Genomic DNA, 26,096 nt, shown 5'->3' with positions numbered 1-26,096 from the left:
CTTAGAAGTCCATCGCCTCGCGGATACCCTTCTTGATGCGCGCCGGCTCGGGGAGGTAGTAGTCCTCGAGTGCGTAGAGCGGGAACGGCGTGTCGAAGCCGGTGATGCGCTTGACCGGTGCCTCCTGGTAGAGGAGCGCCTCCTCCTGGATGATGGAGGCTATCTCGCCGCCGAGGCCGCCGGACTTCGGCGCCTCGTGGACGACCGCCGCGCGGCCCGTCTTCTTGAACGACTCGACGATGGTGTCCTCGTCGAGCGGCGAGATGGAGCGGATGTCGACGACCTCGACGTCGATGCCGTCGGACTCCGCGAGCTCCTCTGCGGCCTTCATCGTCGGCCGGGTCATCGCGCCCCAGGTGAACACGGAGATGTCCGTGCCCTCCCGGCGGACCGCGGCCTCACCGAGCGGGACCTCGTAGTCGCCGGTCGGGACCTCGCCACGGAAGGCGCGGTAGATGAGCTTCGGCTCGAGGAACAGGACCGGGTCCGGGTCGCGGATGGCCGCGATGAGCATCCCCTTCGCGTCGTAGGGCGTGCTCGGAATCTGGACCTTCAGGCCGGGCTGGTGGGCGAACATGGCCTCCGTCGACTCGGAGTGGTGCTCCGGAGCGCGGATACCGCCACCGTAGGGTGCGCGGACGACCATCGGACAGGTGAACCGGCCGCGGCTGCGGGTGCGCAGGCGTGCGGCGTGGCTCACGATCTGGTCGAAGGCGGGGTAGATGAACCCCATGAACTGTATCTCGGGGACCGGCTTCAGGCCGTAGGCGGCCATACCGATGGCCGTGCCGATGATGCCGGACTCTGCCAGCGGCGTGTCGATGACACGGTCCTCGCCGAACTCGTCGTAGAGGCCTTCCGTCGCGCGGAAGACGCCGCCGTTCTTGCCGACGTCCTCGCCCATGACGATGACGTCGTCGTCGTTGCTCATCTCCGTGGCCAGGCCGTCCCGGACCGCCTGGACCAGGGTCAGGTTCTCCGTCTCAGATGCGTGTTCTTGCGTAGACATTGTTAGTGCTCCAGAAGTGCGTCGTCGCCGAACTCTTCACGAACCTCGTTGAACCACGCGAGCTGCTCCTGCAGCTTGCGGGGCATGTCGGCGTAGACGTGCTTGAATATCTCTTCGGGGTCGGGTCGCTCGTACGTCTCTGCCTCGCTGATGGCCGCCGCCACGTCGTCCTCGATCTCGGCGGTGATCGCGTCGACGCGCTCGTCGTCGAGCAGACCGTGCTCCCGGAGGAACGTCTCCATCCGCGGGATGGGGTCCTTCTTCTTCCACTTCTCGACCTCCGCGTCGTCGCGGTAGACCGAGGGGTCGTCGGCCGTCGTGTGGGCGCCGAAGCGGTACTGGACCGCCTCGATGAGGGTCGGACGCCGGGCGTCGCCCGGGTTCTTCGCCTTGTCGATCGCGTCCTTGGTGACCTGGTAGACCGCGAGCGGGTCCATACCGTCGACCTGGACGCCGTCGAAGCCGTAGGCGTTGGCCTTCTGGGCGATGGTCTCCGACGCCGTCTGCTTCTCCCGAGGGACCGAGATGGCCCACTGGTTGTTGTTGCAGAAGAAGACGTTCGGCGTGTCGAAGACGCCGGCGAAGTTGAGTCCCTCGTGGAAGTCGCCCTCCGAGGTCGCGCCGTCGCCGAAGTAACAGATGAACGCCTTGTTCTCGTCCTTCAGCTTGGAGGCCCACGCCGCGCCGGTCGCGTGAACGACCTGCGTCGCGATGGGGACCGCCACGGTGAAGATGTTCGCCTCCGGGGGGACGGCGTTACCCTGCTCGTGGCCCATCCAGTAGAGCAGTGTCCGTTTCAGGGAGAGACCACGGACGAGTGCGGCGGCGTGCTCCCGGTACGAGGGGAACAGCCAGTCGTCGTCGTCCAGCGCGTGGGCGCTACCGACCTGTGCGCCCTCCTGCCCCGAGAGGGGCGGGTACGTTCCCATGCGGCCCTGCCGCTGCAGGCTGACGGCTCGCTGGTCGAAGTGGCGGGCCAGCCGCATCTGTTTGTACATCTCGACGAGCTCGTCGTCGTCGATGTCTGGAACGTCCGCGTGGTCAAGGACTCGACCCGCGTCGTCGAGTATCTGAACCCGGTCGCGGGGGTTGTGCTGTAGCGTGCTCACGGGAGAACCCACCTTGACATGGCTGACACGACTCGCGCTCGCGTTATATTGTTTTCGTAAAAACGTTGCTTTCACTCCCATTCTTGCCACTCAGTCGCAAAGATTAACGATATTCCGCGGAAATTCGTACAGTTTTTAATTTTCGAGTGAAGGTTGGCGGAGTTCGTTGGACTATCACGGTTTTCCCGGCGGGATTCTGGACGAGTGGGCGGGTTTTGCCGTGTCACTAGATAGCTCGAAACAGGCCGCGGTCTGGCGGTTTACTCGCGGACGAGTTTCGCGATGACGAGACGAAGCTCCGAGCTACCGGTGCGGAGGTCACGGACGAGAGACCCGAGAACAAGGTAGCGAAACAGCGCCAGGACTAATCGCCCGCCGCTCTCCGGGCGGCCTCTCTGGCCTCCTCGACGGACTGCCCGTCCCGCAACACGGCGTCGACGAACAGCTCGCCGGCCTTGTACGACGACCGGACCATCGGCCCGGAGGCGCAGTAGAGGAAGCCGAGTTCCTCCTCGGCGACGGCCCGCCAGGTGTCGAACTCGTCGGGGTGGACGTACCGTTCGACGTCGAGGTGGGTGAGCGACGGCTGGAGGTACTGTCCCAGCGTCACCACGTCGACGTCTATCTCGTGAAGGTCCGACAGGGTCTGCCATATCTCGTGGGCGTACTCCCCGACGCCGAGCATCAGGCTCGTCTTCGTGTAGATGTCGGACTCGCGCGAGACCTGCTCGAGCACCGACAGCGACTGCTCGTAGCCCGCACGGCGGTCTCGGACCGGCCACTGGAGCCGTTCCACGGTCTCGATGTTGTGCGCGATGACGTCCGGGTCGGCGTCGATTATCTTTCGGACGAGTTCGGGTTCACCCTGGAAATCGGGGATGAGGACCTCGACGAGGATACCCGGGTGTCGTTTCTTTATCTCGCGGATGGTCTCGGCGAAGTGGCCCGCCCCCTGGTCGGGTAAGTCGTCTCGATCGACAGAGGTCAGGACCACGTAGTCCAGCCCGATCTCCGCGATGGCGTCGGCGACGTTCGCGGGTTCATCGGGGTCCAGCGGCTCCATACCCCCGGTTTCGACGTCGCAGAAGTTGCAGCCACGCGAGCACCGGTGACCCATCAGCATGAACGTCGCCGTCCCGCCGTCGCCGGTCCCGTTGCGACCGCTCCAGCACTCGCCGAGGTTCGGACAGTTCGCCTCCTCGCAGACCGTGTTGAGGTCGTGGTCGCGAAGCGTCTGCTTGATGTCGGTGAACTCCCGGCCCGCCGGCGGTCGCATCTTCAACCAGTCGGGCTTCCGCGAGCGACTCATGCAACCACCTGCGCGTGGCGCGGTGAAAAAGCGTGGGGATTCGGGTGCCCCTGCATGAATCTTCAACCAGCCAACCGTTTTCATCGGTGATGGACGGTAGACTTTTATGTGGTTGGCGTACCAGTCAAGAACTAGTGAATGTTCGACGTGTCCCGCGATGACATCACCTCTGGGTCGATACCCAGAGCTCTCGTCTTCCTCGCCGCCCCCCTCGTCGCCCAGAACCTGGTCCAGTTCGCCCAGCTCGTCGTCGACGCCTTCTGGGTCGGACAGATCGGCGAGAACGCGGTCGCGGCGGTCGGGCTCGTCTTTCCGCTCACGTCGGTCCTCTCCGCGTTCCTCTTACTTCCGTTCGTCGCGACGCAGATAGTGGTCTCACAACGCGTGGGCGCCGACGACGAATTCGGCGCCAGGAAGGTCGCGTTCAACGGCGCCATCCTCGGGCTCACTCTACTGATTCCACTGTCGATGCTCGCCGTGGTCGGCGCAGAGCCGCTCATCGAGGGCGTCGTCGGCATCCTCCGGCCCGGCTCACCCGTAGGGCCGCTCGCAGCAGGGTACTTCGCGATGTACGCTCTCGGCTATCCGTTCGCGGTCGTATCGGACGTGACCGAGGGCGGCTTCGTCGGGTGGGGCGACTCCCGGCCAGCGTTCTACGCGAACGTCGTCAGCGTCGGGGTCAATCTCACGCTCGACCCCCTTCTCATCTGGGGCGTCGGTCCCATCCAGGGGATGGGCGTCCGGGGCGCGGGGCTCGCCACCGCGCTGGGCTACCTGGCGGGAATGCTCCTCATCCTCTACTACGCGCTCGGCGGGCGCGATACGTTCACCTTCACCCGCGCGTCTGCGGTCTTCGACCTCGACGACTGGCGGGAGCTCGTCGACGTCGGTGCACCGAGCACCGGGCAGCGTCTCGCACAAGATGCAGTTCGACTCGTCCTCGTGAGCGTCGTCCTCGCGGCTGGCGGTGCGCCGGGTCTCGCTGCCTACACACTCGGCGCGCGCATCTCCGCAATCGCGTGGATCCCCGCGAACGGATTCAGCCAGGCCGCCCAGAGCATCGTCGGGCAGAACCTCGGCGCCGGCAACACGGGTCGGGCCAGACAGACCACGTGGACCGGCACCGGCATGATCGTCCTCGCCATGCTCGTCGTCGGGGGCGCACAGCTCCTCGTCCCGGAAGCCATCGCGACGTTCTTCGTCCCGGACATCACGCCAGCCGCCCTCGAGCTCACGGTCAGCTACCTCCAGATACTCGCCATCGGCTACTGGGCCATCGGCGCGACCTACCTGTTCCGGGCGGGGTTCAACGGCGCGCGGAAGACCAAGACGAGCATGGTCACGTCGATGGCGCAGTACTGGGGCGTCCGCTTGCCCGTCGCGCTCGTCGGCGTCTACGTCCTCGACATGGGCGTCGTCGCCGTCTTCTGGGGGGTGACGCTCTCGAACATCCTCGCCGCCCTCGGGCTGGCCGTCTACTACCGCTACTCGACCGCCGACGGGATGCTGGAGCGCGCGGCCGAGAAGGCAGCGGAATCGGCGGGCTGAGGCCGACCCGGGGCCCTGTCACTTTCGCCCCGGTACGGAAACGTTCTTGACACCGGCCCACTGGCTATGGAACGAGAATGGAGGTCGCCGAGGTCGTACCAGATTTTGCCGACGCCTTCGCCTTCGAGGAGTTCAACCGCATGCAGCGGGAGGCGCTGCCCGCGCTGCTCGACTCGGAGGAGAACGTCGTCGCGAGCGCGCCGACAGCGAGTGGCAAGACCGCCCTCGCCGAACTCGCCATCTGTCGGGCGCTCGACGTGGGGGGTACCGCGCTGTTCATCGCGCCGTTGCGAGCACTGACCAACGAGAAGGAGGCCGACTGGGAGCGGTTCGAAGAGCTGGGCTACTCCGTCTACGTCGTGACCGGCGAACGTGACCTCAATCCGCGCCGGGCGCGTCACGCAGACATCCTCGTTATGACGCCGGAGAAGCTCGACTCGGCGACGCGCAAGCACGACACCTCGCGCTACAGCTTCATCACGGACGTCGACGTCTGCGTCATCGACGAGGTCCACCTGCTCGACTCCGACAGGCGGGGGGCCGTCCTCGAGGTGACCATCTCGCGGCTCCGTCGGCTCTGTGCCCCGCGCGTGGTCGCCCTCTCGGCGACGATGCCGAACGTCCAGGACGTGGCCGACTGGCTGGACGCCCCGCCCGAGAACACGTTCGAGTTCACCGACGACTACCGGCCGGTCGACCTCAACGCCGGCGTCAAGACGTACAGCCACGGCGAGAACTCCTTCGCGGACAAGTACCGCCGACTCTACCGCGCCATCGACCTCGCCGAGCCGCACCTCAATGACGACGGACAGGCGCTCGTGTTCGTCTCCTCGCGGCAGGACACCGTGCAGGCCGCGAAGAAAGCCCGCGACGAGATCGCCGAGCGCGACGTGGCGATGGGTGCCCGCGGCGACTACGACTTCCACACCGAGACGCAGGAGCTCGACAACGACACGCTGCGGAACTCGTGTCTTGACGGGGTCGCGTTCCACCACGCCGGACTCTCGAAGAACGACAAGGACCGCGTCGAGGACTGGTTCAAGCAGGGTAAGCTCGGCCTGCTGTTCTCGACCTCGACGCTGGCGTGGGGCGTCAACATGCCCGCCCGCTGTGTCGTCATCCGCGACACGAAGCTGCACGACCCGCTCGAGGGCGAGGTCGACATGAGCCCGCTCGACGTGCTCCAGATGCTCGGGCGCGCCGGGCGACCTGGCTACGACGACGTGGGCTACGGCTGGGTCGTCTGCGACGGCTCGGATGCAGGAAAGTACCGCCGCCTGCTCCGCGAGGGCAAAGACATCGAGAGTCGGCTGGCAGAGAATCTGGACGCTCACCTCAACGCCGAAATCGCGATGGGGACCATCCGCGACCTCGACGACGTGATGGCCTGGTTGGAGACGACGTTCTACTACCAGCGGGCCCAGTCGGACCCCGAAGCGTACGACTTCGCGGACCTCCGCGAGCGCGTCCGGGGCGTCCTCGAGTCGCTGGTCGACCGCGGCTTCGTCGAGACCGGCGACGACCTCTCCGTGTCGGCCACGGGACTGGGCGTCCTCGCCTCGAAGTACTACCTCAGACTGGAGACCGCGGAGCGGTTCAAGGACCTCGCCGAGCGTGACGGTATCGGCGAGAAGGCTGTGCTGGGGGCGGTCGCAACGGCCGCCGAGTTCGACAGCGTCAGCGCCCGCCACTCCGAGAAGGAGGCCGTCGACGCGATGCTGACCGGGCAGCGCACCGGCGACATGGACGCTGGCGGCCGCAAGGTGCTCGCCATCCTCGTCGGGTCGATGAACGGGACGACGCCGGGCGACCTCCGCTCGGACGCCTGGGTCATCAAACAGAACGGGCTGCGTCTGCTCGCCGCACTGCAGGCGTTCCTCGACCGCTTCGCCGACGCCCACGCGACCAACGTCGCCAGCCGTGTCGAGGCCCGCGTCGAGAACGGGGTGCCGCCGGATGCGGTCGGCCTCACCGCCATCGACGGCGTCGGCTCCGGCCGCGCCAGCAAGCTCGCCAAGGAGGGCCTGCAGACGCCCGGCGACGTGGTCGATTCGGGCGTCGACGGCCTCGTCCGGGCCGGTCTCTCCGAGGGCGTCGCCGAGCAAGTCCACGAGGGAGCGACCGGGCTCCCCAAGGTCGTCGTCGAGTGGGGCGACTTCCCCGAGACCATCCGCCGCGGCGAGAACGAGATGTGCGACGTGACGGTCAAGAACGTCGCTGGCGGCGCGAACGCCGGCATCCGCGTGACCGTCAACGGCGTCGAGATGAGCAGCGCCGAGACCTACCTGGGGGAGCCGGCGACGGTTCCGGTCGGGGTCTTCGGCGCGACCGACGACGAACTGACCTACGAGGTCTCGGTCGCGTTCCCGGACCTCCCGCTGGTACCGGTCGAGGAGACGCGGACGGTCCGGGTGCAGGACTGAAAGTCGGCGTCGGCTGCGCAGGCCAGCGTCAGCTGCGCGGTACAACAACTTCCGCCCGGTTCTACGGCGACTCGACGTTCAACAGCTCGTCGACCAGCGACAGCAGTTCCTCGGGCGTCTCCGCGACGAAGTCAGCAGCAGAGAGGTCGAGCGAGTCGTCGGCTCCCGAACGGTAGGCGACGCAGGTCGTCCGCGCGGCTGCCGCGGAAGCGACGCCGTGTTCGGAGTCCTCGACCGCGACGCAGTCCTCGGGGGCGAGGCCGAGTTTGGCCGCGGCGAACTCGTAGATGTCCGGTTCCGGCTTACCCGGGCCGTCGAGGTCCTCGGCGCTGACGACGGCGTCGAACTCCAGTTCGAACCGCTCGCAGACGGTGTCGAGCCAGTGGTGCGGCGACGAGGAGACCAGCGCGACGGGTATCCCGGCACTGCGACGAGCAGTCAGCCAGTCACGGAAGCCGGGGAGCAGCTCGACCTCGTCCGTGTAGATGGTCTCGGCCGTCTCGTCGAACCGGTCGACCCACTCCTGCTTCGAGACCGCGACGTCGTACTCGGCCGCGAGGTAGTCGTGAATCTCGCGGTAGTTCATCCCGGTTATCTCGCGGACGGGGACCTCGTGGTCGGGGACCGCCCACGGGAGTATCTCCTCGCGCTCGCGCTCGACCCAGTAGTCCTCCGAGTCGACCAGCACGCCGTCCATGTCGAACAGGACCGCTTCGTGGCTCATGGTGGGAACGAGGTGACCGCGGTACTTCGGTCCGGGGGTTGCAGCAACAGGCTACCGCCGTCCCGGAGTCTCGGCGACGAACCGCGCCGCGACCATCCCTCCGAAGCCGACCGTGAGCGCGGCGGTGAGTACCGCTTCGGGGGTGCGGCCGAGTACGAACCCCAGTCCGGCGACCGCCAGGACGGCCAGCGCGACGCTGCCGAGGACGGTCCGTGTCGGCAGTCGGTTCCGGGCCAGTCGGTCGTAGGCGACGACTGCCGGGGCGAACGCCAGCAGGGCGACCACCCCGGCGAGGGTGGTTCTGGCGAGAACGAGTCCGGTGCCGACGCAGGCGAGACCGAGCAGCCCGCCAGCCGCGAGCGTCGGCCCCGGCGGCGGCCGAATCACCCGGTACGCCAGCGCGTAGGCCGCCGGCGGAACCGCGACGACGAGGCCGACGAGCAGGCCGAGTAGGGGGACACCACCGAGGACGCCGACACCAGCGAGTACGAACCCGGCCAGGGTACCGGCCGCGAAGACGGGTCGCGGCGGCACGGTCTCGTCCGGGGCGTCCGCCACCAGGAGCGTGTACGCGGCGAACGGATAGCACAGGAGGGCGGCCACGCCGACGTATCCGAGGACGGCCATCGGCTCGGTGAGGACGGCGAACTCCCCGACCAGGAGCGGGAAGACGAGCCACGTGCTGGCGAACAGGACGCCGACGACGATGGCCGCCTCGGGAACGCGGCGGGACATGGTCGGTGCTCGGGACGGCAGGCGTGAAACGGTGTCGCTCGGGGCAGCGAGCGCCCGGCGCTGTCCCGGTACGGTGCGTCCGCCGGGTCGTCCCCGAGCGGCCGACAGACGGACGCTTCTGTCCGATTCCACGAAGGGCAAGCGTTTAGGCGGCTCACTCGTTATTCGCATCCATGTCGGACTGTCCACTCGCGGACGACTGCCCCCGGTTCGAGGAGCGAATCGCCGGGATGGGATGTGCACACTACGGCGACCGCGGCGGGATGGAGTGGTGCCAGAACTACGACCAGCCCATCGCCGACCTGAAGACCCAGCCGGTCAAGCCGGGAGAGGAGATCGTCGTGGACGTCACCGACATCCACGAGTCGGGTGCCGGCGTCGGCCGCACCGAGGACGGTTTCATCGTGATGGTCGACGGCATCCTGCCGGACGCCCGCGCGAAGGTGAAGGTAACGAAGGTCTTCAGCAACCACGCCCGCGCCGACCCCGTCGAGCGCCTCCCGATGGAGGAGGAGGACGAGGACGAGGAATCGTCGGCAACGAGTGAGAAGGGCAACCGCGGCAACCGAGACAGCGGCCGGCGCGGCCGCGCCAGCCGCGAACGCCTCGGCTCGCGCGAGAACTTCTGGGGCAAGTAAGCCGCCCTCGGCGGCGTCCCCACTCTCACGGACAGTCCACCGACCCTTTTTCGCAGCGCGGCCCGTACCGCCCGCCATGAACGAGGAGTTGCCAACAGCCGACGACATCCTCGACGAGACCGGCTTCGACGCGTCCGCGAGCGTGCTCACCCGCCGGCAGGCCGAGGTGCTGGCGCTTCGAGAGCGCGGCTACGCGCAGGCCGCCATCGCCGACCTGCTCGGGACCTCCCGTGCGAACATCTCCAGCATCGAGTCCACCGCCCGCGACAACGTCGCGAAAGCGCGCGAGACGGTCGCCTTCGCCGACGCCCTCGCCGCACCAGTGCGCATCCCGTTCCCCGAGGGCACCGACCTGTACGACGTTCCCGCCACGGTCTACGACGCCTGCGACGAGGTCGACGTGAAGGTCCCCTACACCGCACCCGACCTGATGAAGGTCGTCAACGACGCCGCCGGCGACGCCGTCGAGGGCCGTGAGGTCCGCGACGACCTGCTCGTGAGCGTGACGACCGACGGCACGGTTCGAGTCCGAAGACAGACGGACAGCGATTAGGGCCTCGGCCCGCTCTGCACCTGTATGGGACTCATCCTGCACATCGTCCCCGAGTCCGAGTGGGACGACGACGCCGACTCGTACCGGCCCGACAGCCTCGACGACGAGGGCTTCGTCCACTGCTCGACGCCCGAGCAGGTCGAGGACGTGGCGAACCACCCCGCGAACGACTTTCCGGACGACTCGCTGCTGCTCTGTATCGACGAGTCGAAGCTCGATGCCGAGGTCAAGTACGAGAACGACTTTCCGCACGTCTACGGCCCGCTGAACGAGGAGGCCATCGTGTCGGTCGTCCCGTTCCCCATCACGGATTCGGGAGAGTTCGGGCTCCCGATATCGGTGGCGATGGTGGAGGCGGAAGTGGCGAAGTCCGGGGCAGGGCCGGAGTGAGCTCGGGCGAGAGTAGCGCAAACACTACCTCTCTTGCTGGAGAACGAGGGATTCCTTATCGAACGACGCTCGTTCGGTCTACAGTCGGATACCGGTCGAGCGACGTATCAGTCGTACTCACCAGTGACTCTGACTCCGGCGCCCATTCGGTGACGTTGTCGGTCCAGGCTGGCGCTTCCGGTGGCTCCGGTCCGAGTTCGACGATTCGATACTCGAGGTGGCCCGTGTCGGGGCCGTTCTCGTGGTCGATGACGGCCTCGTGAACGATGCCACGTTCGTCGACGACGAACCGAGCGGTGTGGTTTCTGGTGTCACCATCCTCGCCGACTTCCACCGTTTCGTTTGCGACGAGTGTGGTGAAGGTGTGACCGTCACGCTCGACCACCTTCTCGATTGTGTAGTTCGGGTTCCCCAGGGTGAGATATAGCTCGTACACGGGAGCCTTGGTCGGCTTCTGGATCCACTTGAGGTTGGGCTCGCCCTTCGAACCGACGACAGTAGAGTTGTTACCGTGGACGAGCCGTCCGAAGTTGGTCGACTCGTTCGCCCAGATCTGCCCACTGGTGACGGCCGAGTCGTCATGGAATCGCGTCTCGATCAGCAACGGTGTTCCGCCGGGGGCGACGGTCACGTTGATGGACTCGTTCTTGTATTCCCGTTTCTCTTCCGAGTCTCGATTGCTCGATGCAGTGAACACGTGGTGTCCACGCAGGACGAAGCCTTCGCGGTTCAGCGTCTCCTTGTGAGCCGCGACGAGAGCCTCAGGGTCTTCGAGGCCAGACTCGGTGACGCCAGGCGGGAGGTCCGCGTCGGCGGGGTCGACTTCGGTCGGCCCCGACGCAGTGTCGTCGCCGATGACGCCGACGCACCCACTGAAGAGGACGAGTGCGGCGAGCGCCAGCGGGGCAAATTTTCTCATAATCCAGTCACATCTGTTCGAAGTCATAAGTCTTCTGAATGACCGTACTGAACGCCGATGTTGTCATCGGAGATCCGGATATTGTGGAAATGTGTACGATTTTCGAACCACGTCGCTGGTGGCTGCGGACGGCCGTAACGGGTCGAACTCGCCGCGGCCTCAGGGATTTAGGTGCATGCCACCGTGTGACCCGGTATGGACCTTGAACTCGAAGGGAACACGGCACTCGTGACCGCCAGCTCGTCGGGCCTCGGCCTCGCGAGCGCGAAGGCACTCGCCCGCGAGGGCGCGAACGTGACCATCTGCGGCCGGGACGCGGCCCGACTCGAAGCCGCCGAGGAGGAGATCGAGGAGTACGGCTTCGGCGAGGTACTGACCCGGCAGGGCGACATCACCGACCCGGACGACGTGACGGACATCGTCGAGACGACCGTCGAAGCCTTCGGCGGGCTGGACCACGTCGTCACCTCCGCGGGTGGCCCGCCCTCCGGCCCGTTCCTCGACATGACGGAGAAGGACTTCTACGCGGCCTACGACCTGCTCGTGATGAGCGCAGTCTGGACGCTGAAGGAGGCGCATCCGCACCTCGTCGAGAGCGACGCCGGCAGCTGGGTCGCCATCACCTCGACCAGCGTCACGGAGGCCATCGACGGCCTCGTCCTCTCGAACGCGGTTCGCCGGGCCGTCGTGGGGCTGGCGAAGACGGTCTCGCGCGAGTGGGCACCCGACGTTCGGGCGAACGTGGTCATGCCCGGAGCACACGAGACGAGTCGAATCAAGGAACTCGTCGAGCAGTCGCTCGAACGCGGCGAGTTCGACAGCTACGAGGAAGGACTGGCCTCCTGGGCGGACGACATCCCGATGGGACGGGTCGGCGACCCGATGGAACTCGGCGACGTGGTGGCGTTCCTCTCCTCGGAGAAGGCGGGGTTCGTCAACGGGGCGAGCGTCCCCATCGACGGCGGCCGGACGCGCAGCTAAGCCCGAACCGTTCGCCGGTTCCGCACCTCAGAATCGCTCCTCTTCTCGCAGCGCAGCGACGACCTCCCTGACCCGCTGGGCCTCCGATTTCGGCACGACGAGCACCCGGTCGTCGTAGGCCGCGACCACGAGGTCGTCGACCCCGACGAGCGAGACGTGCTTGTCGCCGGCGACGACGTTCCCGCTGGCGTCGACCGTCAAGGCGTCGCCGAGCACCGCGTTCTCCCCGTCGAACAGGCGTTCGAGCGCGTCCCACGAGCCGAGGTCGTCCCAGTCGAAGTCCGCCGGGACGACGTAGGCCGATTCCGTGCGTTCCAGCACCGCGTAGTCGACGCTGACGGACTCGGCCGCGTCGAACCCGGCGTCCGGGTCGTCGGCGGTCGCGATGGGTTCGAGTGGCGTGCCCTCGCACTCCCGTAGGAAGGCGTCGGGCGTCCACGCGAAGATGCCGGCGTTCCAGAGGTAGCCCGCGTCGACGAACTCGCGAGCGGTCTCGACGTCGGGTTTCTCGCGGAACTCGGCGACTGGAGCGACCGTCCCCTCGCCAGCGTCCCATTCGCTCTCGTCCCACTCGCCGGGCTCGATGTACCCGTACCCCGTTGCGGGCCGGGTCGGCGTCACGCCCATCGTGACCAACCCCCCCGTTTCCACTGCAACCTTACATGCACGGGTGGCGACGTCGGCGAACGCGCCCGTGACGTGGTGGTCGCTCGGGACGCAGAGCAGGACACAGTCGCCGACCTGCTCGCGAATCCGGCGGGCCGCGTACGCCAGTGCCGGACCGGTGTCCTTTCCCGCGGGTTCGACCAGGACGCCAGCTTTCGGCGCGTGCTCGCGAACCTGCTCGGCGTAGCTGTCGCCGGTGAGGACGTACGTCTCGTCGGCGAACCCGACGCGGGAGACGGTCTCCGTGAGGAGCGAGTCGTCGCCCCCGAACCGGAGGAACTGCTTCGGCCGGTCGCTCCGGCTGGCCGGGTAGAGCCGGGTTCCCGTTCCCCCCGCGAGGACGAGCGCGACGGTCGTCACCACGTCTCGATGCACCCCTCGCGGATGTCCTCCAGACAGCCCCGACAGTCGGGGTTCTCGTGGTCGTAGCACTCGGGAACCGCGGCCTCGTTCAGGTTGACGGCCCGCTGTTCGACGTAGCGGCGACAGACGATCTGGACCCGGCCGTACTCGTCGCGGGGGAGTCGGCTGACCTTGTGACCCGTCGTGAACTCCTCGCGCGATTTGGCGTACTGCCGGCCCGCGGACCGGAGCGCCCGACGGACGAACCCGCCGATGCCGCGGTCGCTCACCAGGAGCACCTCCCGGGGACGAACGGTCGCATATCTGTTCGTTCGTAGCGGGCGGGACCACTAATGCACGTCGGTGGAGGGGCCGATTCCGAACTCGTTCCCGGACCTGAACTCGTACTCGAACCGGTGACCAGTTTCACTTTCACTCCGCCCTCACGGTAGTTTAAATAGCATCGCGCACCAACGTCGGTACGTCTCCCACAGAAACACACGCGGAGACAGAGAGACCATGACTGATGTGCGCCAGCACGCGGAAGACATACACGAACAGTTCTCCGAGCATCTGGACGACGTCACCGTCGACGACGTAGAGACGCGGCTCGACAGCCTCGTCAACGAGTTCAAGGTACCCATGGACGAGGCGGTCCGCTCCGTCCGTAGCCACTACCTCGAACAGGCCGGCCTCGACCGCGACGAGGTCGCCAGCGGCGGTGGCAGCGAGCAGATGCTCCTCAACGACATCGACCAGGACGAGCAGTGGCTCGACGTCGAGGCGAAGGTCACCCAGCTCTGGGAGCCCCGCTCCGACGCCGTCGCCCAGGTCGGCCTGCTCGGCGACGAGTCGGGGACGATGAAGTTCATCGCCTTCACGACCTCCGAGCTACCCGAACTCGAGGAGGGGAAATCCTACCGGCTGACCAACGTCGTCAGCGACGAGTACGAGGGTAACTTCTCGGTCAAGCTCAACCGGACGACGGGCATCGAAGAACTCGACCACGAGGTCGAAGTCGGCGACGACTCGACCACGGTCGAGGGCGCGCTCGTGGACATCCAGTCCGGGAGCGGCCTCATCAAGCGCTGCCCCGAGGAGGACTGCACCCGCGTCCTCCAGAACGGGCGGTGCACCGAACACGGCGAGGGCGAAGGCGAGTTCGACCTGCGCATCAAGGCCGTCGTCGACGACGGCATCGACGCCCACGAGGTCATCTTCGACAAGGACGCCACCGAGGCCGTCGCAGGCATCACGCTCGACGAGGCCAAGCAGATGGCGATGGACGCACTCGACACGACGGTCGTCGCGGACGAGATCCGCGAGAAGATCATGGGGACGTACTACCGCGTCTCCGGGCCGACCTTCGGCCGGTACGTCCTCGCCGACGACGTCGAAGAGCTGACGACCAGTCCGAGCAGTGAAGCGGCACTCATCCGCGCGAGGTCGATGTGATATGAGCCAGGCACCCACCCGCGAAGTCGCAAAGCGCGTCTTCGCACGAGAGTTCAACGACGCGACGTACACGTTCAAAGAGTCCGACGACGAGCGCGCACCCAACTTCGCGCTCCTGCCGACCGGCGACCGCGCGAACCGCGTGTTCGTCGTTGGCACCCTCACCGAGACGGAGGACATCGGTGACGATTCCGAGTACTGGCGCGGCCGCGTGGTCGACCCGACGGGGACGTTCTTCGTCTACGCTGGGCAGTACCAGCCGGACGCCGCCGCGTTCCTACGCGACACGGAACCGCCGGCGTACGTCTCCGTGGTCGGCAAGCCACGAACGTTCGAGACCGACGACGGCAGCATCAACGTCTCTCTGCGGCCGGAGTCCATCACCGCGGTGGACGAGGCCACCCGCAACCGCTGGGTCGTCGAAGCCGCCGAGCGAACCCTCGACCGCATCGAGGCGTTCGACGACGAGACCAACGAGTACGCCGCCATGGCGCGCGAGCACTACGACCCCGAGCTGCTCGGGATGTACCGCGACGAGGTCGTGCAGGCGCTCGAGAGCATGGACGGCGCGGTCGACGGCGACGAACCCGAGGACGACGAAGTCGAAGCGACGCCCTGAGGCAGTGAGCGAGCGGAACTGACGCCGACGGGGAAGCCCCGCGTCATCCACCTATCCCCGTCTGACGAAGCTACAAGTAGACGGATACGTATACTCCTGTTAGCATGGGCAACAAGAACAAGACCATCTCCTTCCGCGTCAACGAGGACGCATTCGAGACGCTCCAGGAGATCGCGGAAGAGCGCGACATCTCGCTCTCGTCGGTCTTTCGTGACTACGTCGACATGCTCGTCGCCCACGACGGGCAGGTCGCTGTCGTCCCGGAGCACGAGGCGCCGGACGCCAGCGGGCAGGTCACCGACTGGCCGCCACGGGTCGAGGTTCCCAAGAGCTTCGTCCGCGAGCACGAGCGGCTCGAACTCGAGGCCGAACACCTTCGCGAACAGCTCGACGAGTACAAACAGTACGTCACGCACCTCCGCCAGAACCTCGACGACGCGGAGGCCCCCGAGGACGTCATCCACCTCGACGACCTCGACCTGAACACCGGGTCCGACGACGACTCGCCCTACCGGCTCAGCGACTGACCGCCACCTCGCTCAGCCAGATAGCTCTCGTTTCGTCTCTCTCGCCCGCCGCTGCATCTCCTCGTTTCCGTCGACGCGGGCGAGTTCCTCCATCGCCTCCAGCGTCCGTACCCCGTCGTCGAGGAACGAGAGGATGTCGCCCTCGTAGGCGTAGACCATGTAGTCGTCCGTCATCACGTCGACGATGGCCGAGGGGCTCAGCCCCTGTGCACGGAGTTCGAGCAGGTACTGGATGAACTTCCGCTCCGGGTGCCCACAGTACGGCGCGTTCTTGCAGCCACAGTCCATGAAGTCCTGGGCGAAGTCCAGGACGCGCTCACGGGTCGTCTCGTCCAGCCGCTCCAGCGCCTCGCCACCGTTGAACAGGATATCCAGCGTCGCCCCCTTGAACGCCCCCTTCGGGATGTTCGTGTCCAGCGCGGAGCTGAGCTGGCGGTGGTTCTTGACGTAGATTTTGTCCGTGATGGCCACGATTGACGACAGGTAGCGTCGTCACGGGCAAAAACGCCCCGGTCCACCCGCGCGTGTGTCTGTCTGTCGTGGGAAGGCCGAGTCGTAACGTATTTTTACGACGCTGGAGTAGGAATCGATGCACACAGTGTCCGGGTTGGGGTAGTGGACTATCCTTCAGCCTTGTGGAGGCTGAGACGCGGGTTCAATTCTCGCACCTGGACCTTCTCCGAACGTAACCCAGTGAGCGTGTACTCGCGTCGGCGAGTGCCGCGAACTGTCGTGGGGTGAAGAGGAATCAGATGTCCGACTCTTGCAACTGCCAGTGCGCAGTCGTGCCACTCACTCGTACCCGACAGTTGACACTCGATTCGCCCGCTGGCGAGGGCCGCTATCGTCCCCCAGTATCGTCGTCGTCTCCCAGACTCCCCATCATGAATATCGAAGACGGGGCACCCGGTCCCGACCCCCCGGTCGACTCGGAGCCACCGAGCCGGAAGACCACCCACACGAACGAACACATGACTCCGCCGAAGAGGACGAGGGTGAGCAGGTCACTGCCACCGACCATGGGCTGGAGGACGTTCGTGTCCAGCCACGCGGTCGCGAAGAACACGGCGACGAAGCCGCCGAGCACGAGTGCGCCGTAGCCGATGAGGACCGCGGCGAGGAGCCCGTTTCGGACCATCCTGTCTCGGAAGTCGGATTTCTCTCCCATACACAGACAGCTCCCCGAACTGTCATAAATTCCCCTCCCGATTCGTCCCACCCTCGTACTGGCTCTTCCAGCCTCGCTACGCCCGACTCAGTCAGCCGTCCCCGGCCGCCGCGTCGGACTCGACGACCCGCTCTTCTGGATGATGTCGAAGGCGGTCATCAGGTCGGTCCGGGTGATGAGGCCGACGAGGTCGTCGTGATAGTCCGTGACGAGCAGACGACCGACGCCGGTCTCCTGCATCGTCTGGAGCGCCTCCATCGCGTCGGCCTCGGGCGAGATGGTGACGAGTTCGCGGGTCATTATCTCTTCGACGCGGTAGGCGTCGCGTTCGACGGCGGCGACCTCGCGGGCGTCTTCGAGCGTGACGAGGCCGACGAGGGTGCCATCTTCGAGGACCGGATAGCCGGTGTGGCGCTCTTCGAACATCCGCTGGATGAGCGTGGCGACGCTGTCGCCGGCCTCGATGGTCCTGAGGCTGTCCCACGGCGTCATGATGTCGCGGACGGTGACGTTCTGGAACGTCGCTTTCATCACGACCTGCTGGGCCTCGCTGGAGGCGCCGATGTAGATGAAGAAGGCGATACCGATGAGCAGGAGCTGGAAGGTGAACAGGCCGAACAGCCCGAGGAGGAGTGCGAAGGCCTTGCCGACCTCGGCTGCGATCTGGGTCGCCCGGGCGTACGGTCGCTTTCGAGCCAGCAGGGCACGGAGGACACGACCTCCGTCCATGGGGAAGCCCGGCAGGAGGTTGAACGCTGCCAGCGAGACGTTCATCAGTGCGAGATACCCGAGGACGAACCTGGGGGCCGCGTAGCCACTTGGGAAGAGCAGGAACCCGATGGCCGAGCCGATACCGACGAGCACGGAGACGACGGGGCCGGCGATGGCTATCTGGAGTTCCTGCTTCCAGTCCTCGGGCATCTCCGAGAGGGCGGCGATCCCGCCGAATATCCAGAGCGTGATGGAGTCGATGGGGTAGCCGTACCGCATCGCTACGACGGAGTGTCCGAGTTCGTGCAACACGACGCCTACGAACAGGCCGACGGCGGCGGCTGTCCCGACCACCCACGGGGTTGCCCCTGTCGTGAGGGGACCGATAGCCAGGTCGGCCCCGAGCGTCGCGTTCATCAGGTCGGCGATGGCTTCAACCCGGTTGCCGATGAGGTACGCGAACAGTGGTAGGACCAGCAAGAAGGTGAGGTCCAGCTTGATCGGGATGCCGAACACGGACCCGATACGGAAACTTCGCATGAGAGACAGTAGTGGCGGAACTGGCTTAAAGGGGAGGCCGCACGGGCGTCTACTACACACGGCCGGTGGTGTCTTCGCACGGCCAGCGGTGTCTTCGCATGGCCCGTCACGCACCGTCCTCCGTCACGCACATCCGTTCCCCCGCCGCTAAGTGTTCGCCGGGCGTAGCCACAGGTATGAGCGACCCGAAACCACTGGTTCGCCGCGCTGAAGACATCGACTACGAACCCGTCGCCGCCGCCGACGGTCTCGAGAAGGGCGTCCTCGTCGCCGAAGAACACGGTGCGCCGAACTTCGCCATCAGACGGTTCACCCTCGACCCGGGTACCGAGGTTCCGAAGCACACGAACGCCGTCGAACACGAACAGTACGTCCTCGAAGGGGAGTACGTCGTAGGTATCGGCGACGAGGAGTACACGGTCAGTGCGGGCGATTCGCTGCTGATTCCGGCCGGAACGGTCCACTGGTACCGGAACGAGAGCGAGACGACTGGCGCGTTCCTCTGTGCCGTACCGAACGGTGACGACACCATCGAACTGCAGGAGTAGCGACAGGCGGCTGATTCGATTCGTCGCGGACTCAGAGCTTCACGTCGAGCTGTCGCGCCACCACGTCGTCGTCGAATGGGCCGTCGTCCTGTCCGAGGTGGATGAGCGGGGCGTTGTCCATACGGAGCCATTCCCCGTCGCGACCGTTCGAGACCGTGACGGACTCGGAGGTCGCGGGCAGTCCGTTCGAACGGAGGCCGTTCGTCCGCGAGCGAGTCGACGTGACGTCCAGTCGGGCGCCGTCTGCGTCGTCCTCGTACACGGTCGGGCGGTAGCGTGGATGGTCGGGGTCGATGTCACGCAACGCCGTCTGGTAGGTTCTCGTCGCCTCCGCTGCCGCTTCTGCGTCGCCACGCGAACCGAACCGCGCACCGGTCACGGGCGCGGGCCGGTTGCCAGTGAGGGCGCAGGCCACGACGAAGTCGCCGTCTTCGGCCGACAGCTCCTCTATCGTGTCGCGGGCAGTCCGCAGTCGCTCCGCGGTATCGCTCATGTTTACCGGGTATTTAGGCAAACCTAAAAAGATACCGGAGTCGGCTCTCAGAGCGTCTCGTGTACGAGAACGGTAGCTTTCGGTAGGCCTAAATAACGTCCTCCCGCAGCAGGTAATACTTGCCACACCAAAATCATAACGTTCTTCCATAGAGAACCCTGATGTCCAGTGATGATGGTGGGCAAGAGAGACGGGTTCGGTTCGATTCGCGAGCACCTCGACGCTCTGGACGCCCCCGGTGGTCCGTACTACCTCGTCTGTGCCAAGAGCGGAACGACGCCGGCACCGGCCGAGGGCCTCCGGTTCGACGCCAGGGCGACCGCGGCCGAGGCCGCGGACGTCGTCGCGAGCTACCGCGCGTACCTGCGTCTGTACGACCCCTCGGTCCCGATCTGCGACCTCATCGTCTGTGAAGAGACCGACGGGTCGGTCGACGCGGCCGGGGCACAGGCGGTGCCGGGCGGTAGCAACGCAGAACCCTGAAATACCCCACTCTCGTATCCTCGCGCGTGTCACAACAGGTGCAGCGGGTCGACACGTTGTTCCTCCACGAGGCCGGTGGCAACTACCTCGCGGTCGTCCAGCGCGACGGCGAGCGCGTCTTCCGGTCGAAGCTGGAACTGAAAGAGACCAGTGCAGGTCCCCGTCCCGGCAAGTTCCGGGTCATCCGCGGCTCGTCCGAGGAACCGCGCAGTCCCGACGAGTTCGTCGAGATAGCCCGCCGAGCGACTCGCATCCGCATCTCCGAGCAGACGAGCCGGACCGGCCGCCGCGAGCTACAGGAGATGCTCGACGGCTACCAGCTCGAGGCGAAGGTCGTCCGCACCTGTCGGTACTGCGCCAACGACGGCCGGTACTCGCCAATCACCGCCGACCGCTCGGTGAAGTCCGGACAGGACTCGATCTGTGTCGACTGTGCCAGGACCGAACTGGAGAAAGAACTCTCCTACCGCGGTGAGTTCACCGCGGCCGCTCGCGACCGCCTCGAGGAGCTGATGCTCGACGTGGGAGACCTCGAGCGCATCACGAACCTGCTGAAGGGGCAGCTCGATCCCGACCTGACCCGGTTCGACGAGATATCGGCGACGACGGACGAGGTCGACCTCGTCCGGACGGACACGCTGAACCTCCATCCGGGGCTCCAGTCGATGCTCGAAGACCGGTTCGAGACGCTGCTCCCCGTACAGTCGCTCGCGGTCGACAACGGCCTCTTTGACGGCGACGACCAGCTCGTCGTGAGCGCCACGGCGACCGGGAAGACGCTCATCGGCGAGCTGGCCGGTATCAACCGCGTCTTGAACGGCAAGGGGAAGATGTTGTTCCTCGTCCCCCTGGTCGCACTCGCCAACCAGAAGCACGAGGACTTCGAGGAGCGCTACGGCGACATGGTCGACGTGACCATCCGCGTCGGCGCGAGCCGCGTCTCCAAATCGGGCAACAAGTTCGACCCCTCCGCCGACGTCATCGTCGGCACCTACGAGGGGATCGACCACGCGCTTCGCTCCGGGCGGGACCTCGGCGACGTCGGCACCGTCGTCATCGACGAGGTCCACACGCTCAAAGAGGACGAGCGCGGCCACCGGCTCGACGGGCTCATCTCCCGCCTCAAGTACTACAGCGACGAACGCCAGAAGAGGCGCGAGAGCTACGACGGCGCGCAGTGGATCTACCTCTCCGCGACCGTCGGTAACCCGGGCGAGCTATCCCAGGCGCTCCGTGCGAAGCTCATCGAGTTCGAAGAACGCCCGGTCCCCATCGAGCGCCACGTCACCTTCGCCGGCAGCCAGGAGAAGGTCGACATCGAGAACAAGCTCGTCAAACGTGAGTTCGACCGCAAGTCCTCGAAGGGCTACCGCGGCCAGACCATCATCTTCACCAACTCGCGCCGGCGCTGTCACGAGATCGCCCGGAAGATACAGTACGACGCCGCGGCCTACCACGCCGGTCTGGACTACGGCAAACGCAAGAGCATCGAGCGTCGGTTCGGCAACCAGGAGCTCTCCGCGGTCGTCACGACCGCGGCACTCGCAGCCGGGGTCGACTTCCCCGCCTCGCAGGTCATCTTCGACTCGCTCGCGATGGGCATCGAGTGGCTCTCGGTCCAGGAGTTCAGCCAGATGCTCGGCCGCGCCGGCCGGCCCGACTACCACGACCGCGGGACCGTCTACATGCTGGTCGAGCCGGACTGCACCTACCACAACTCGATGGAGATGTCGGAGGACGAGGTCGCGTTCAAGCTGCTCAAAGGCGAGATGGAGCCGGTGATGACCCGGTACGACGAGGACGCAGCCATCGAGGAGACCCTGGCGAACATCACGGTCGCGGGCAAGCGAGCGAAGAAGCTGAACGACCGGATGCTCGGACAGGTCCCGACGAAGCACGCCATCGGCAAGCTCCTCGAGTACGGCTTCATCGACGGGTTCGCCCCGACCGACCTCGGCCGCGTCGTCTGTACGCACTTCCTCACGCCGGGTGATTCGTTCACCATCCTCGACGGCATCCGGAAGGAGAAACACCCCTACGAGGTCGTGGCCGACATCGAGCTGAAAGACCAGGAGCTGTAGCGGTCGACGGAGTCCCGCGGCGAAGACCCCCATACCGACCCTCTCCGCGACCAACGACGCGCCACCCATCTGGCCACAACAGTCATTAGCTACCTCTCAAACGGCCGAAGCTATCAATACAGTACCACTCTTTCCGTCTTCACGAACCGGGGGTCTGCCCGTTACGAGAACCATGAACGATATCGACGCAATCGGGGACACGGGGAACGTCCTCCTGACGGCGGTCGCAGACGATTGCCACTACTGCTCGGAGCTGTTGGACGCAGTACCGGCCGAGAACCGCGCAGAACTGACCGTCTCGTTCCCGAAAGCACAGGCGGAGACCACGGGATTCGGCAGTCACTCCGCGACCCAGCCCGCGAAGAAGGGCATCGTCTCGGTCGGCGACGTCCTTCGGTCGACGGCCCAGAGCGGAACCGACTTCGACGCACCCGTCCCGATGGACGCCGTCGAGTCGCCGGGCGACCTCCAGAGCATCGGGACCGCGATAAGCCGGTTCTGCGAACGGTGGGACGCCGACGGCTACGACATCGTCGTCTGCTTCGACTCGCTGTCGGAGCTGCTCGAACACGCGGGGGTTGACGTCGTCTTCCAGTTCTGCCACGTCCTCAACAGCCGGCTCGCGTCCGTCGGGGCCCTCGCACACTTCCACCTGGATACGGCCCGACACGCGGACCAGACGGTCGCCACGTTCCAGTCGATATACGACGACACCGTCGGCGAGACGACCGACGCGGACGCGCTGTCGGAGTTCGTGGAGGCGACCGACGACGACATCGCCGCGCTCACGGATGGCTGGGGCGAGGAGGCGAACTACTCCATCGTCGGAGACGGAGAGCTGGGCCGCCCGGACGAGATCCGGGAAGCGTCGGATGAGGACATCGCCGACCGGCTCGAGACGGAGCTGCTCGACGTATAGCGGCCAGAGACCATCTCATGTCAGACCACGACACTGCGTACGCTCACCCGGTGGGAACGGGTGTGGGGAGGATGCGATGACGGACAGCGGACGAGCGAGGAGCCACCGGTGTACACTGCTCCTCGACGAGACGACCGATGACGAGGCCGGCGAGCATTGCGACCGTCTCATGACGGTCTGTGAGGCCGCCCGACGGGCGGAGCTCGTCGTCACCTTCGCCAAGGACGTGACCGACAGTCTCGACCTGGGAGCACTCTCCAGCGGCCGCCAGCCGGCCAAGAGAGGGGTCATAACCGTCGGCGAGACGATGCGCACGGTCACGACCGGTGACCCGGACTTCAGCGAACCCATCGTCGAGACGGCCATCACGGACCCGTCTGACCTACAGGGACTCGGTCGACGTATCAGCCAGTTCTGCCAGGTGTGGCGCGGTGCTGGCTACGAGCTGTCGGTCTGTTTCGATTCGCTCACGGCGCTCCTCGAGGCGAACGACCCGGAGATCGTCTTCCAGTTCTGCCACGTCCTCGCCGGCCGGCTGCGCTCGGCCGGAGCGACCGCTCACTTCCACCTCGACCCGAACGCCCACGGCCAGCGGCTCCAGTTGACGTTCGAGCAGATCTTCGACCAGACGCTGCACGAGGAGATAGACATCGAACAGCTCGTTCCGACCCGGCGAAGCCGGGCGAGCGACAGAGACGTCGCTCGCGGGACTGCCGCGCTGGACCTCGACGACCCGGCGAATGAGACGGAGTCCGGCACGGCTACCCCCGCAGCAGTCGAGGCCGGGGCCGAAGACGTCGCAGACGGCCAGAACGGTGGCGCGGGAGACTCGTCGACCCAGAACTCCGGGGGCGGTGACAGCACCGCCGGTGAGGCATCGGACGAGGACATCGCGAACGCGCTCCCCGACTGAGCCGCTTCGCGGTGTGTTCGTTCCGTAGGCTTTTCTTTGACCCCGACCTCTCACTGGACTGTGGTAGCGCTCTCACCCGCCGCCGTCTTCGTCTTCGCCCTGGTGTTCGTGGTGCTCGTTCTGTTCGCCACGGAGCCCGTACCAGTAGACATCACGGCGCTCGGGATCATGGTGACGCTACTCGTGGTCACGCCACTGACCGTCCAGTTGGCCGAGTTAGGCCTCATCGCGGGCCCTATCGAGGTCTTCGGCGACTACCCGGGGGAGGGCATCGCCGGCTTCGCTTCGACGGCGACGATAACCGTCCTCGCGATGTTCATCCTCTCCGACGGCGTCCAGCGGACTGGTATCGTCCAGATACTCGGCCGGAAGATCGCCGCCGTCACCGAAGAGAGCGAGACGAAACAGCTCACCGCGACGATGGGCGTCGTCGGTCCGCTCTCCGGATTCATCAACAACACCGCCGCGGTCGCCATCCTCCTCCCGATGGTCACCGACATCGCCCACAAGGGCAAGACCTCCCCCTCCAAGCTGCTCATTCCGCTCTCGTACGCCTCGATGTTCGGCGGGATGCTCACCCTCATCGGCACCTCGACGAACATCCTCGCGAGCCAGGTCGCCAGCGACATCGCGAGCGCGACCGAGAATCCGACACCGGCGGTCGCCAGGCTCGCAGATGGCTTCTCGATGTTCGAGTTCACGAAACTCGGCGTCGTCGTCGCCGCCGTCGGCTTCGTCTACCTCCTGTTCATCGGCCGGTACCTCCTCCCGGAGCGTATCAAGCCGCAGGAGGACCTCACCGAGGAGTTCCGGATGGCCGACTACCTGACCGAGGTCGAGGTGCGCGAGGACTCGCCGCTCATCGGTCAGACGGTCCGTGACGCGCTGGTCGAGACCGACTTCGACGTCGACCTCGTCCAGCTCATCCGTGGTAACGAGGTGTTCCTCGAGCCGCTCGGTCCGAAGGCCATCCAGGCCGGCGACGTGTTCACCGTCCGGACCGACCGGGACACGCTCGTCGAACTCATCGACGTCGAGGGGCTCAGTCTGGTCCCGGACGTGCGAGTCACCGAGGAGGAGCTGGAACAGGCCGATACCACGGAGAACCTCGTCGAGGTCGTCGTCGCACCGGGCTCGGACCTCGTCGGCGAGTCGCTCGCCTCGTCGAACTTCCGCCAGCGCTACGACGCGACCGTGCTCGCGCTCCGGCGCGGTGGCGAGCTCATCCGAAAGCGGATGGACAACATCGTCCTCCGCGTCGGTGACACCCTGCTGGTGCAGGCGACCGCCGAGTCCATCGAACGCCTCGACCTCAACCGCGACTTCATCGTCGCCCAGGAGATAGAGCAACACGACTACCGAGAGGACCGGATGGCGGTGGCTGTCGGCATCGTCATCGCCGTCGTCGGCCTGGCCGCCCTCGACTTCCTCCCCATCGTGGTCGCCGCGCTGGGTGGCGCCCTCGCCATGGTCGTCACCGGCTGTCTCAAACCCGGTGAGGTCTACGACGCCGTCCAGTGGGACGTCATCGTCCTTCTCGCGGGCGTCATCCCACTCGGGACGGCGATGCAGCACACCGGCGCGGCCCAGTACCTCGCGGAACTGCTCGTCGAGAGCGCCGCCGTCCTGCCGACCATCGCCGTCCTCGGCCTGTTCTACGTCCTGACGGCGGCCCTCACGAACGTCATCTCCAACAACGCGAGCGTCGTCCTGATGATTCCCGTGGCGTTCGACGCAGCCGCCCAGCTGCCGGGTGCATCCCCCTACCAGTTCGTGCTCGCGGTCACGTTCGCCGCCTCGACGGCGTTCATGACGCCGGTCGGCTACCAGACCAACCTGTTCGTCTACGGTCCCGGTGGCTACCGGTTCTCCGACTACGCGAAGGTGGGGACGCCGCTCCAGCTCATCTTCGCCGTCGTGACGACGATCGGTATCTGGACGCTGTTCTGAGTTAGACCAGCAGCGCAACACCGGCGACCGGCCCGAGTACGAACGCGATGTCGAAGACGTGCAGCAGTATCACGAGCAGGGCACCCGGACCGCCAGCGATCGCGACGACGAGCAGCACGAGCGGCGTGACCGTGACGCCGAGACCGAACCATGCCGCGACCAGCAGCACCAGCAGCCCAACGACTGCGTTGACGACGAAGGGTTTGACCGTCCTTACGATACGGCTCGCACCGACGAGGAAGGCCAGTGCGAGGACGAGGACGGCGAGTTCGACCGTGGTGACCACGACTGGTTCGAAGCGCGGCGCAGGGATAAATTGAGGGACGGCGAGAACGAAACGCTT

Annotated in this window: 28 protein-coding genes and 1 tRNA gene; 16 read left to right on the top strand and 13 right to left on the bottom strand. The window is 66.1% G+C overall.

The annotated features are described in order from the left end of the window. Nucleotide 1: 1 nt before the first annotated feature. From ACSC1Y_RS09575 to lipA, 3 genes are all read right to left on the bottom strand, one after another. Nucleotides 2-1,009, bottom strand: coding sequence for an alpha-ketoacid dehydrogenase subunit beta (locus tag ACSC1Y_RS09575; RefSeq protein ID WP_435334606.1), 1,008 nt, complete (start codon nucleotides 1,007-1,009; stop codon nucleotides 2-4). A gap of 2 nt (nucleotides 1,010-1,011) precedes the next feature. Beyond that, the gene (gene pdhA / locus ACSC1Y_RS09570; protein WP_435334605.1) at nucleotides 1,012-2,118 is read right to left on the bottom strand and encodes a pyruvate dehydrogenase (acetyl-transferring) E1 component subunit alpha; all 1,107 of its coding nucleotides are present in this window, start codon (nucleotides 2,116-2,118) and stop codon (nucleotides 1,012-1,014) included. 364 nt (nucleotides 2,119-2,482) lie between these two features. Further along, nucleotides 2,483-3,427: a lipoyl synthase gene (gene lipA / locus ACSC1Y_RS09565; protein WP_435334604.1), complete on the bottom strand. Its 945-nt coding sequence runs from the start codon at nucleotides 3,425-3,427 to the stop codon at nucleotides 2,483-2,485. 138 nt (nucleotides 3,428-3,565) lie between these two features. Here lipA and ACSC1Y_RS09560 point away from each other — a divergent pair, with 138 nt between their 5' ends. After that, entirely contained in the window at nucleotides 3,566-4,975 is a 1,410-nt protein-coding gene (locus ACSC1Y_RS09560; protein ID WP_435334603.1) for an MATE family efflux transporter, read from the top strand. A 77-nt stretch (nucleotides 4,976-5,052) separates the two neighbouring features. Next, a complete protein-coding gene (locus ACSC1Y_RS09555; protein ID WP_435334602.1) occupies nucleotides 5,053-7,398 on the top strand; it encodes a DEAD/DEAH box helicase in 2,346 nt (781 codons plus the stop codon). A 61-nt stretch (nucleotides 7,399-7,459) separates the two neighbouring features. On the opposite strand, the gene ACSC1Y_RS09550 is transcribed toward ACSC1Y_RS09555, so the two are convergent. After that, on the bottom strand, nucleotides 7,460-8,122 hold the full coding sequence (locus ACSC1Y_RS09550) for an HAD family hydrolase (protein ID WP_435334601.1): 663 nt from the start codon (nucleotides 8,120-8,122) through the stop codon (nucleotides 7,460-7,462). A 51-nt stretch (nucleotides 8,123-8,173) separates the two neighbouring features. Continuing rightward, nucleotides 8,174-8,857 (bottom strand): hypothetical protein, encoded by a 684-nt coding sequence (locus tag ACSC1Y_RS09545; RefSeq protein ID WP_435334600.1) that lies wholly within the window; start codon nucleotides 8,855-8,857, stop codon nucleotides 8,174-8,176. Nucleotides 8,858-9,030: 173 nt separating this feature from the next. Here ACSC1Y_RS09545 and ACSC1Y_RS09540 point away from each other — a divergent pair, with 173 nt between their 5' ends. The 3 genes from ACSC1Y_RS09540 to ACSC1Y_RS09530 all read left to right on the top strand — a co-directional run bounded on the left by ACSC1Y_RS09540 (nucleotide 9,031) and on the right by ACSC1Y_RS09530 (nucleotide 10,438). Then, entirely contained in the window at nucleotides 9,031-9,495 is a 465-nt protein-coding gene (locus ACSC1Y_RS09540) for a TRAM domain-containing protein (RefSeq protein WP_435334599.1), read from the top strand. A gap of 76 nt (nucleotides 9,496-9,571) precedes the next feature. Continuing rightward, nucleotides 9,572-10,048, top strand: a complete 477-nt coding sequence (locus tag ACSC1Y_RS09535) for a Tfx family DNA-binding protein (RefSeq protein ID WP_435334598.1) — start codon at nucleotides 9,572-9,574, stop codon at nucleotides 10,046-10,048. A 24-nt stretch (nucleotides 10,049-10,072) separates the two neighbouring features. Further along, entirely contained in the window at nucleotides 10,073-10,438 is a 366-nt protein-coding gene (locus ACSC1Y_RS09530; RefSeq protein WP_435334597.1) for a DUF952 domain-containing protein, read from the top strand. 55 nt (nucleotides 10,439-10,493) lie between these two features. Here ACSC1Y_RS09530 and ACSC1Y_RS09525 read toward each other — a convergent pair whose 3' ends face one another. Continuing rightward, nucleotides 10,494-11,357: a hypothetical protein gene (locus ACSC1Y_RS09525; RefSeq protein ID WP_435334596.1), complete on the bottom strand. Its 864-nt coding sequence runs from the start codon at nucleotides 11,355-11,357 to the stop codon at nucleotides 10,494-10,496. A 195-nt stretch (nucleotides 11,358-11,552) separates the two neighbouring features. Here ACSC1Y_RS09525 and ACSC1Y_RS09520 point away from each other — a divergent pair, with 195 nt between their 5' ends. After that, nucleotides 11,553-12,338: an SDR family oxidoreductase gene (locus tag ACSC1Y_RS09520; RefSeq protein WP_435334595.1), complete on the top strand. Its 786-nt coding sequence runs from the start codon at nucleotides 11,553-11,555 to the stop codon at nucleotides 12,336-12,338. A 27-nt stretch (nucleotides 12,339-12,365) separates the two neighbouring features. Here the strand turns inward: ACSC1Y_RS09520 and ACSC1Y_RS09515 are convergent, their stop codons facing one another. Next, entirely contained in the window at nucleotides 12,366-13,379 is a 1,014-nt protein-coding gene (locus ACSC1Y_RS09515) for a mannose-1-phosphate guanylyltransferase (protein WP_435334594.1), read from the bottom strand. Beyond that, nucleotides 13,361-13,636: a DUF7091 family protein gene (locus tag ACSC1Y_RS09510; protein ID WP_435334593.1), complete on the bottom strand. Its 276-nt coding sequence runs from the start codon at nucleotides 13,634-13,636 to the stop codon at nucleotides 13,361-13,363. Before ACSC1Y_RS09510 ends, ACSC1Y_RS09515 begins: the two co-directional genes overlap by 19 nt. Before the next feature lie 229 nt (nucleotides 13,637-13,865). Here ACSC1Y_RS09510 and ACSC1Y_RS09505 point away from each other — a divergent pair, with 229 nt between their 5' ends. The 3 genes from ACSC1Y_RS09505 (at nucleotide 13,866) to ACSC1Y_RS09495 (ending at nucleotide 15,947) form a co-directional block, all read left to right on the top strand. Continuing rightward, nucleotides 13,866-14,801 (top strand): replication factor A, encoded by a 936-nt coding sequence (locus tag ACSC1Y_RS09505; RefSeq protein WP_435334592.1) that lies wholly within the window; start codon nucleotides 13,866-13,868, stop codon nucleotides 14,799-14,801. 1 nt (nucleotide 14,802) lies between these two features. Continuing rightward, nucleotides 14,803-15,420 carry an RPA family protein gene (locus ACSC1Y_RS09500; RefSeq protein WP_435334591.1) on the top strand — a complete coding sequence of 206 codons (618 nt, stop codon included), beginning with the start codon at nucleotides 14,803-14,805 and terminating at the stop codon, nucleotides 15,418-15,420. 104 nt (nucleotides 15,421-15,524) lie between these two features. Then, a complete protein-coding gene (locus tag ACSC1Y_RS09495; protein WP_435334590.1) occupies nucleotides 15,525-15,947 on the top strand; it encodes a DUF8146 domain-containing protein in 423 nt (140 codons plus the stop codon). Between the two features lie 12 nt (nucleotides 15,948-15,959). Here the strand turns inward: ACSC1Y_RS09495 and ACSC1Y_RS09490 are convergent, their stop codons facing one another. Then, entirely contained in the window at nucleotides 15,960-16,418 is a 459-nt protein-coding gene (locus tag ACSC1Y_RS09490; RefSeq protein ID WP_435334589.1) for a DUF5814 domain-containing protein, read from the bottom strand. Nucleotides 16,419-16,548: 130 nt separating this feature from the next. Here ACSC1Y_RS09490 and ACSC1Y_RS09485 point away from each other — a divergent pair. Beyond that, nucleotides 16,549-16,621, top strand: a tRNA-His gene (locus ACSC1Y_RS09485). A gap of 167 nt (nucleotides 16,622-16,788) precedes the next feature. On the opposite strand, the gene ACSC1Y_RS09480 is transcribed toward ACSC1Y_RS09485, so the two are convergent. Further along, nucleotides 16,789-17,115 (bottom strand): hypothetical protein, encoded by a 327-nt coding sequence (locus ACSC1Y_RS09480; protein WP_435334588.1) that lies wholly within the window; start codon nucleotides 17,113-17,115, stop codon nucleotides 16,789-16,791. A gap of 87 nt (nucleotides 17,116-17,202) precedes the next feature. Further along, a complete protein-coding gene (locus ACSC1Y_RS09475; RefSeq protein ID WP_435334587.1) occupies nucleotides 17,203-18,366 on the bottom strand; it encodes a CBS domain-containing protein in 1,164 nt (387 codons plus the stop codon). Nucleotides 18,367-18,542: 176 nt separating this feature from the next. On the opposite strand from ACSC1Y_RS09475, the gene ACSC1Y_RS09470 reads away from it, so the two are divergent. Next, entirely contained in the window at nucleotides 18,543-18,914 is a 372-nt protein-coding gene (locus ACSC1Y_RS09470; protein WP_435334586.1) for a cupin domain-containing protein, read from the top strand. A 31-nt stretch (nucleotides 18,915-18,945) separates the two neighbouring features. On the opposite strand, the gene ACSC1Y_RS09465 is transcribed toward ACSC1Y_RS09470, so the two are convergent. Next, on the bottom strand, nucleotides 18,946-19,407 hold the full coding sequence (locus tag ACSC1Y_RS09465; RefSeq protein WP_435334585.1) for a DUF7552 domain-containing protein: 462 nt from the start codon (nucleotides 19,405-19,407) through the stop codon (nucleotides 18,946-18,948). A gap of 171 nt (nucleotides 19,408-19,578) precedes the next feature. Between ACSC1Y_RS09465 and ACSC1Y_RS09460 the strand changes: the two genes are divergently transcribed. From ACSC1Y_RS09460 to ACSC1Y_RS09440, 5 genes are all read left to right on the top strand, one after another. Then, nucleotides 19,579-19,890: a DUF7552 domain-containing protein gene (locus tag ACSC1Y_RS09460; RefSeq protein WP_435334584.1), complete on the top strand. Its 312-nt coding sequence runs from the start codon at nucleotides 19,579-19,581 to the stop codon at nucleotides 19,888-19,890. A 26-nt stretch (nucleotides 19,891-19,916) separates the two neighbouring features. Next, nucleotides 19,917-21,971, top strand: coding sequence for a DEAD/DEAH box helicase (locus tag ACSC1Y_RS09455; RefSeq protein WP_435334583.1), 2,055 nt, complete (start codon nucleotides 19,917-19,919; stop codon nucleotides 21,969-21,971). Nucleotides 21,972-22,143: 172 nt separating this feature from the next. Continuing rightward, nucleotides 22,144-22,890 carry a DUF7504 family protein gene (locus tag ACSC1Y_RS09450; RefSeq protein WP_435334582.1) on the top strand — a complete coding sequence of 249 codons (747 nt, stop codon included), beginning with the start codon at nucleotides 22,144-22,146 and terminating at the stop codon, nucleotides 22,888-22,890. A 76-nt stretch (nucleotides 22,891-22,966) separates the two neighbouring features. After that, nucleotides 22,967-23,803, top strand: coding sequence for a DUF7504 family protein (locus ACSC1Y_RS09445; RefSeq protein ID WP_435334581.1), 837 nt, complete (start codon nucleotides 22,967-22,969; stop codon nucleotides 23,801-23,803). A 60-nt stretch (nucleotides 23,804-23,863) separates the two neighbouring features. After that, a complete protein-coding gene (locus ACSC1Y_RS09440; RefSeq protein ID WP_435334580.1) occupies nucleotides 23,864-25,753 on the top strand; it encodes an SLC13 family permease in 1,890 nt (629 codons plus the stop codon). A gap of 1 nt (nucleotide 25,754) precedes the next feature. Here ACSC1Y_RS09440 and ACSC1Y_RS09435 read toward each other — a convergent pair whose 3' ends face one another. After that, nucleotides 25,755-26,039, bottom strand: coding sequence for a hypothetical protein (locus ACSC1Y_RS09435; protein ID WP_435334579.1), 285 nt, complete (start codon nucleotides 26,037-26,039; stop codon nucleotides 25,755-25,757). Between the last annotated feature and the right edge of the window lie 57 nt (nucleotides 26,040-26,096).

The sequence above is a fragment of the Haloarchaeobius lipolyticus genome (assembly GCF_051208015.1).
In the GTDB taxonomy this organism is placed as follows: Archaea; Halobacteriota; Halobacteria; order Halobacteriales; family Natrialbaceae; genus Haloarchaeobius.
Note: the sequence above shows the minus strand (reverse complement) of the source record. Positions and strands in the feature narration are given on the sequence as shown.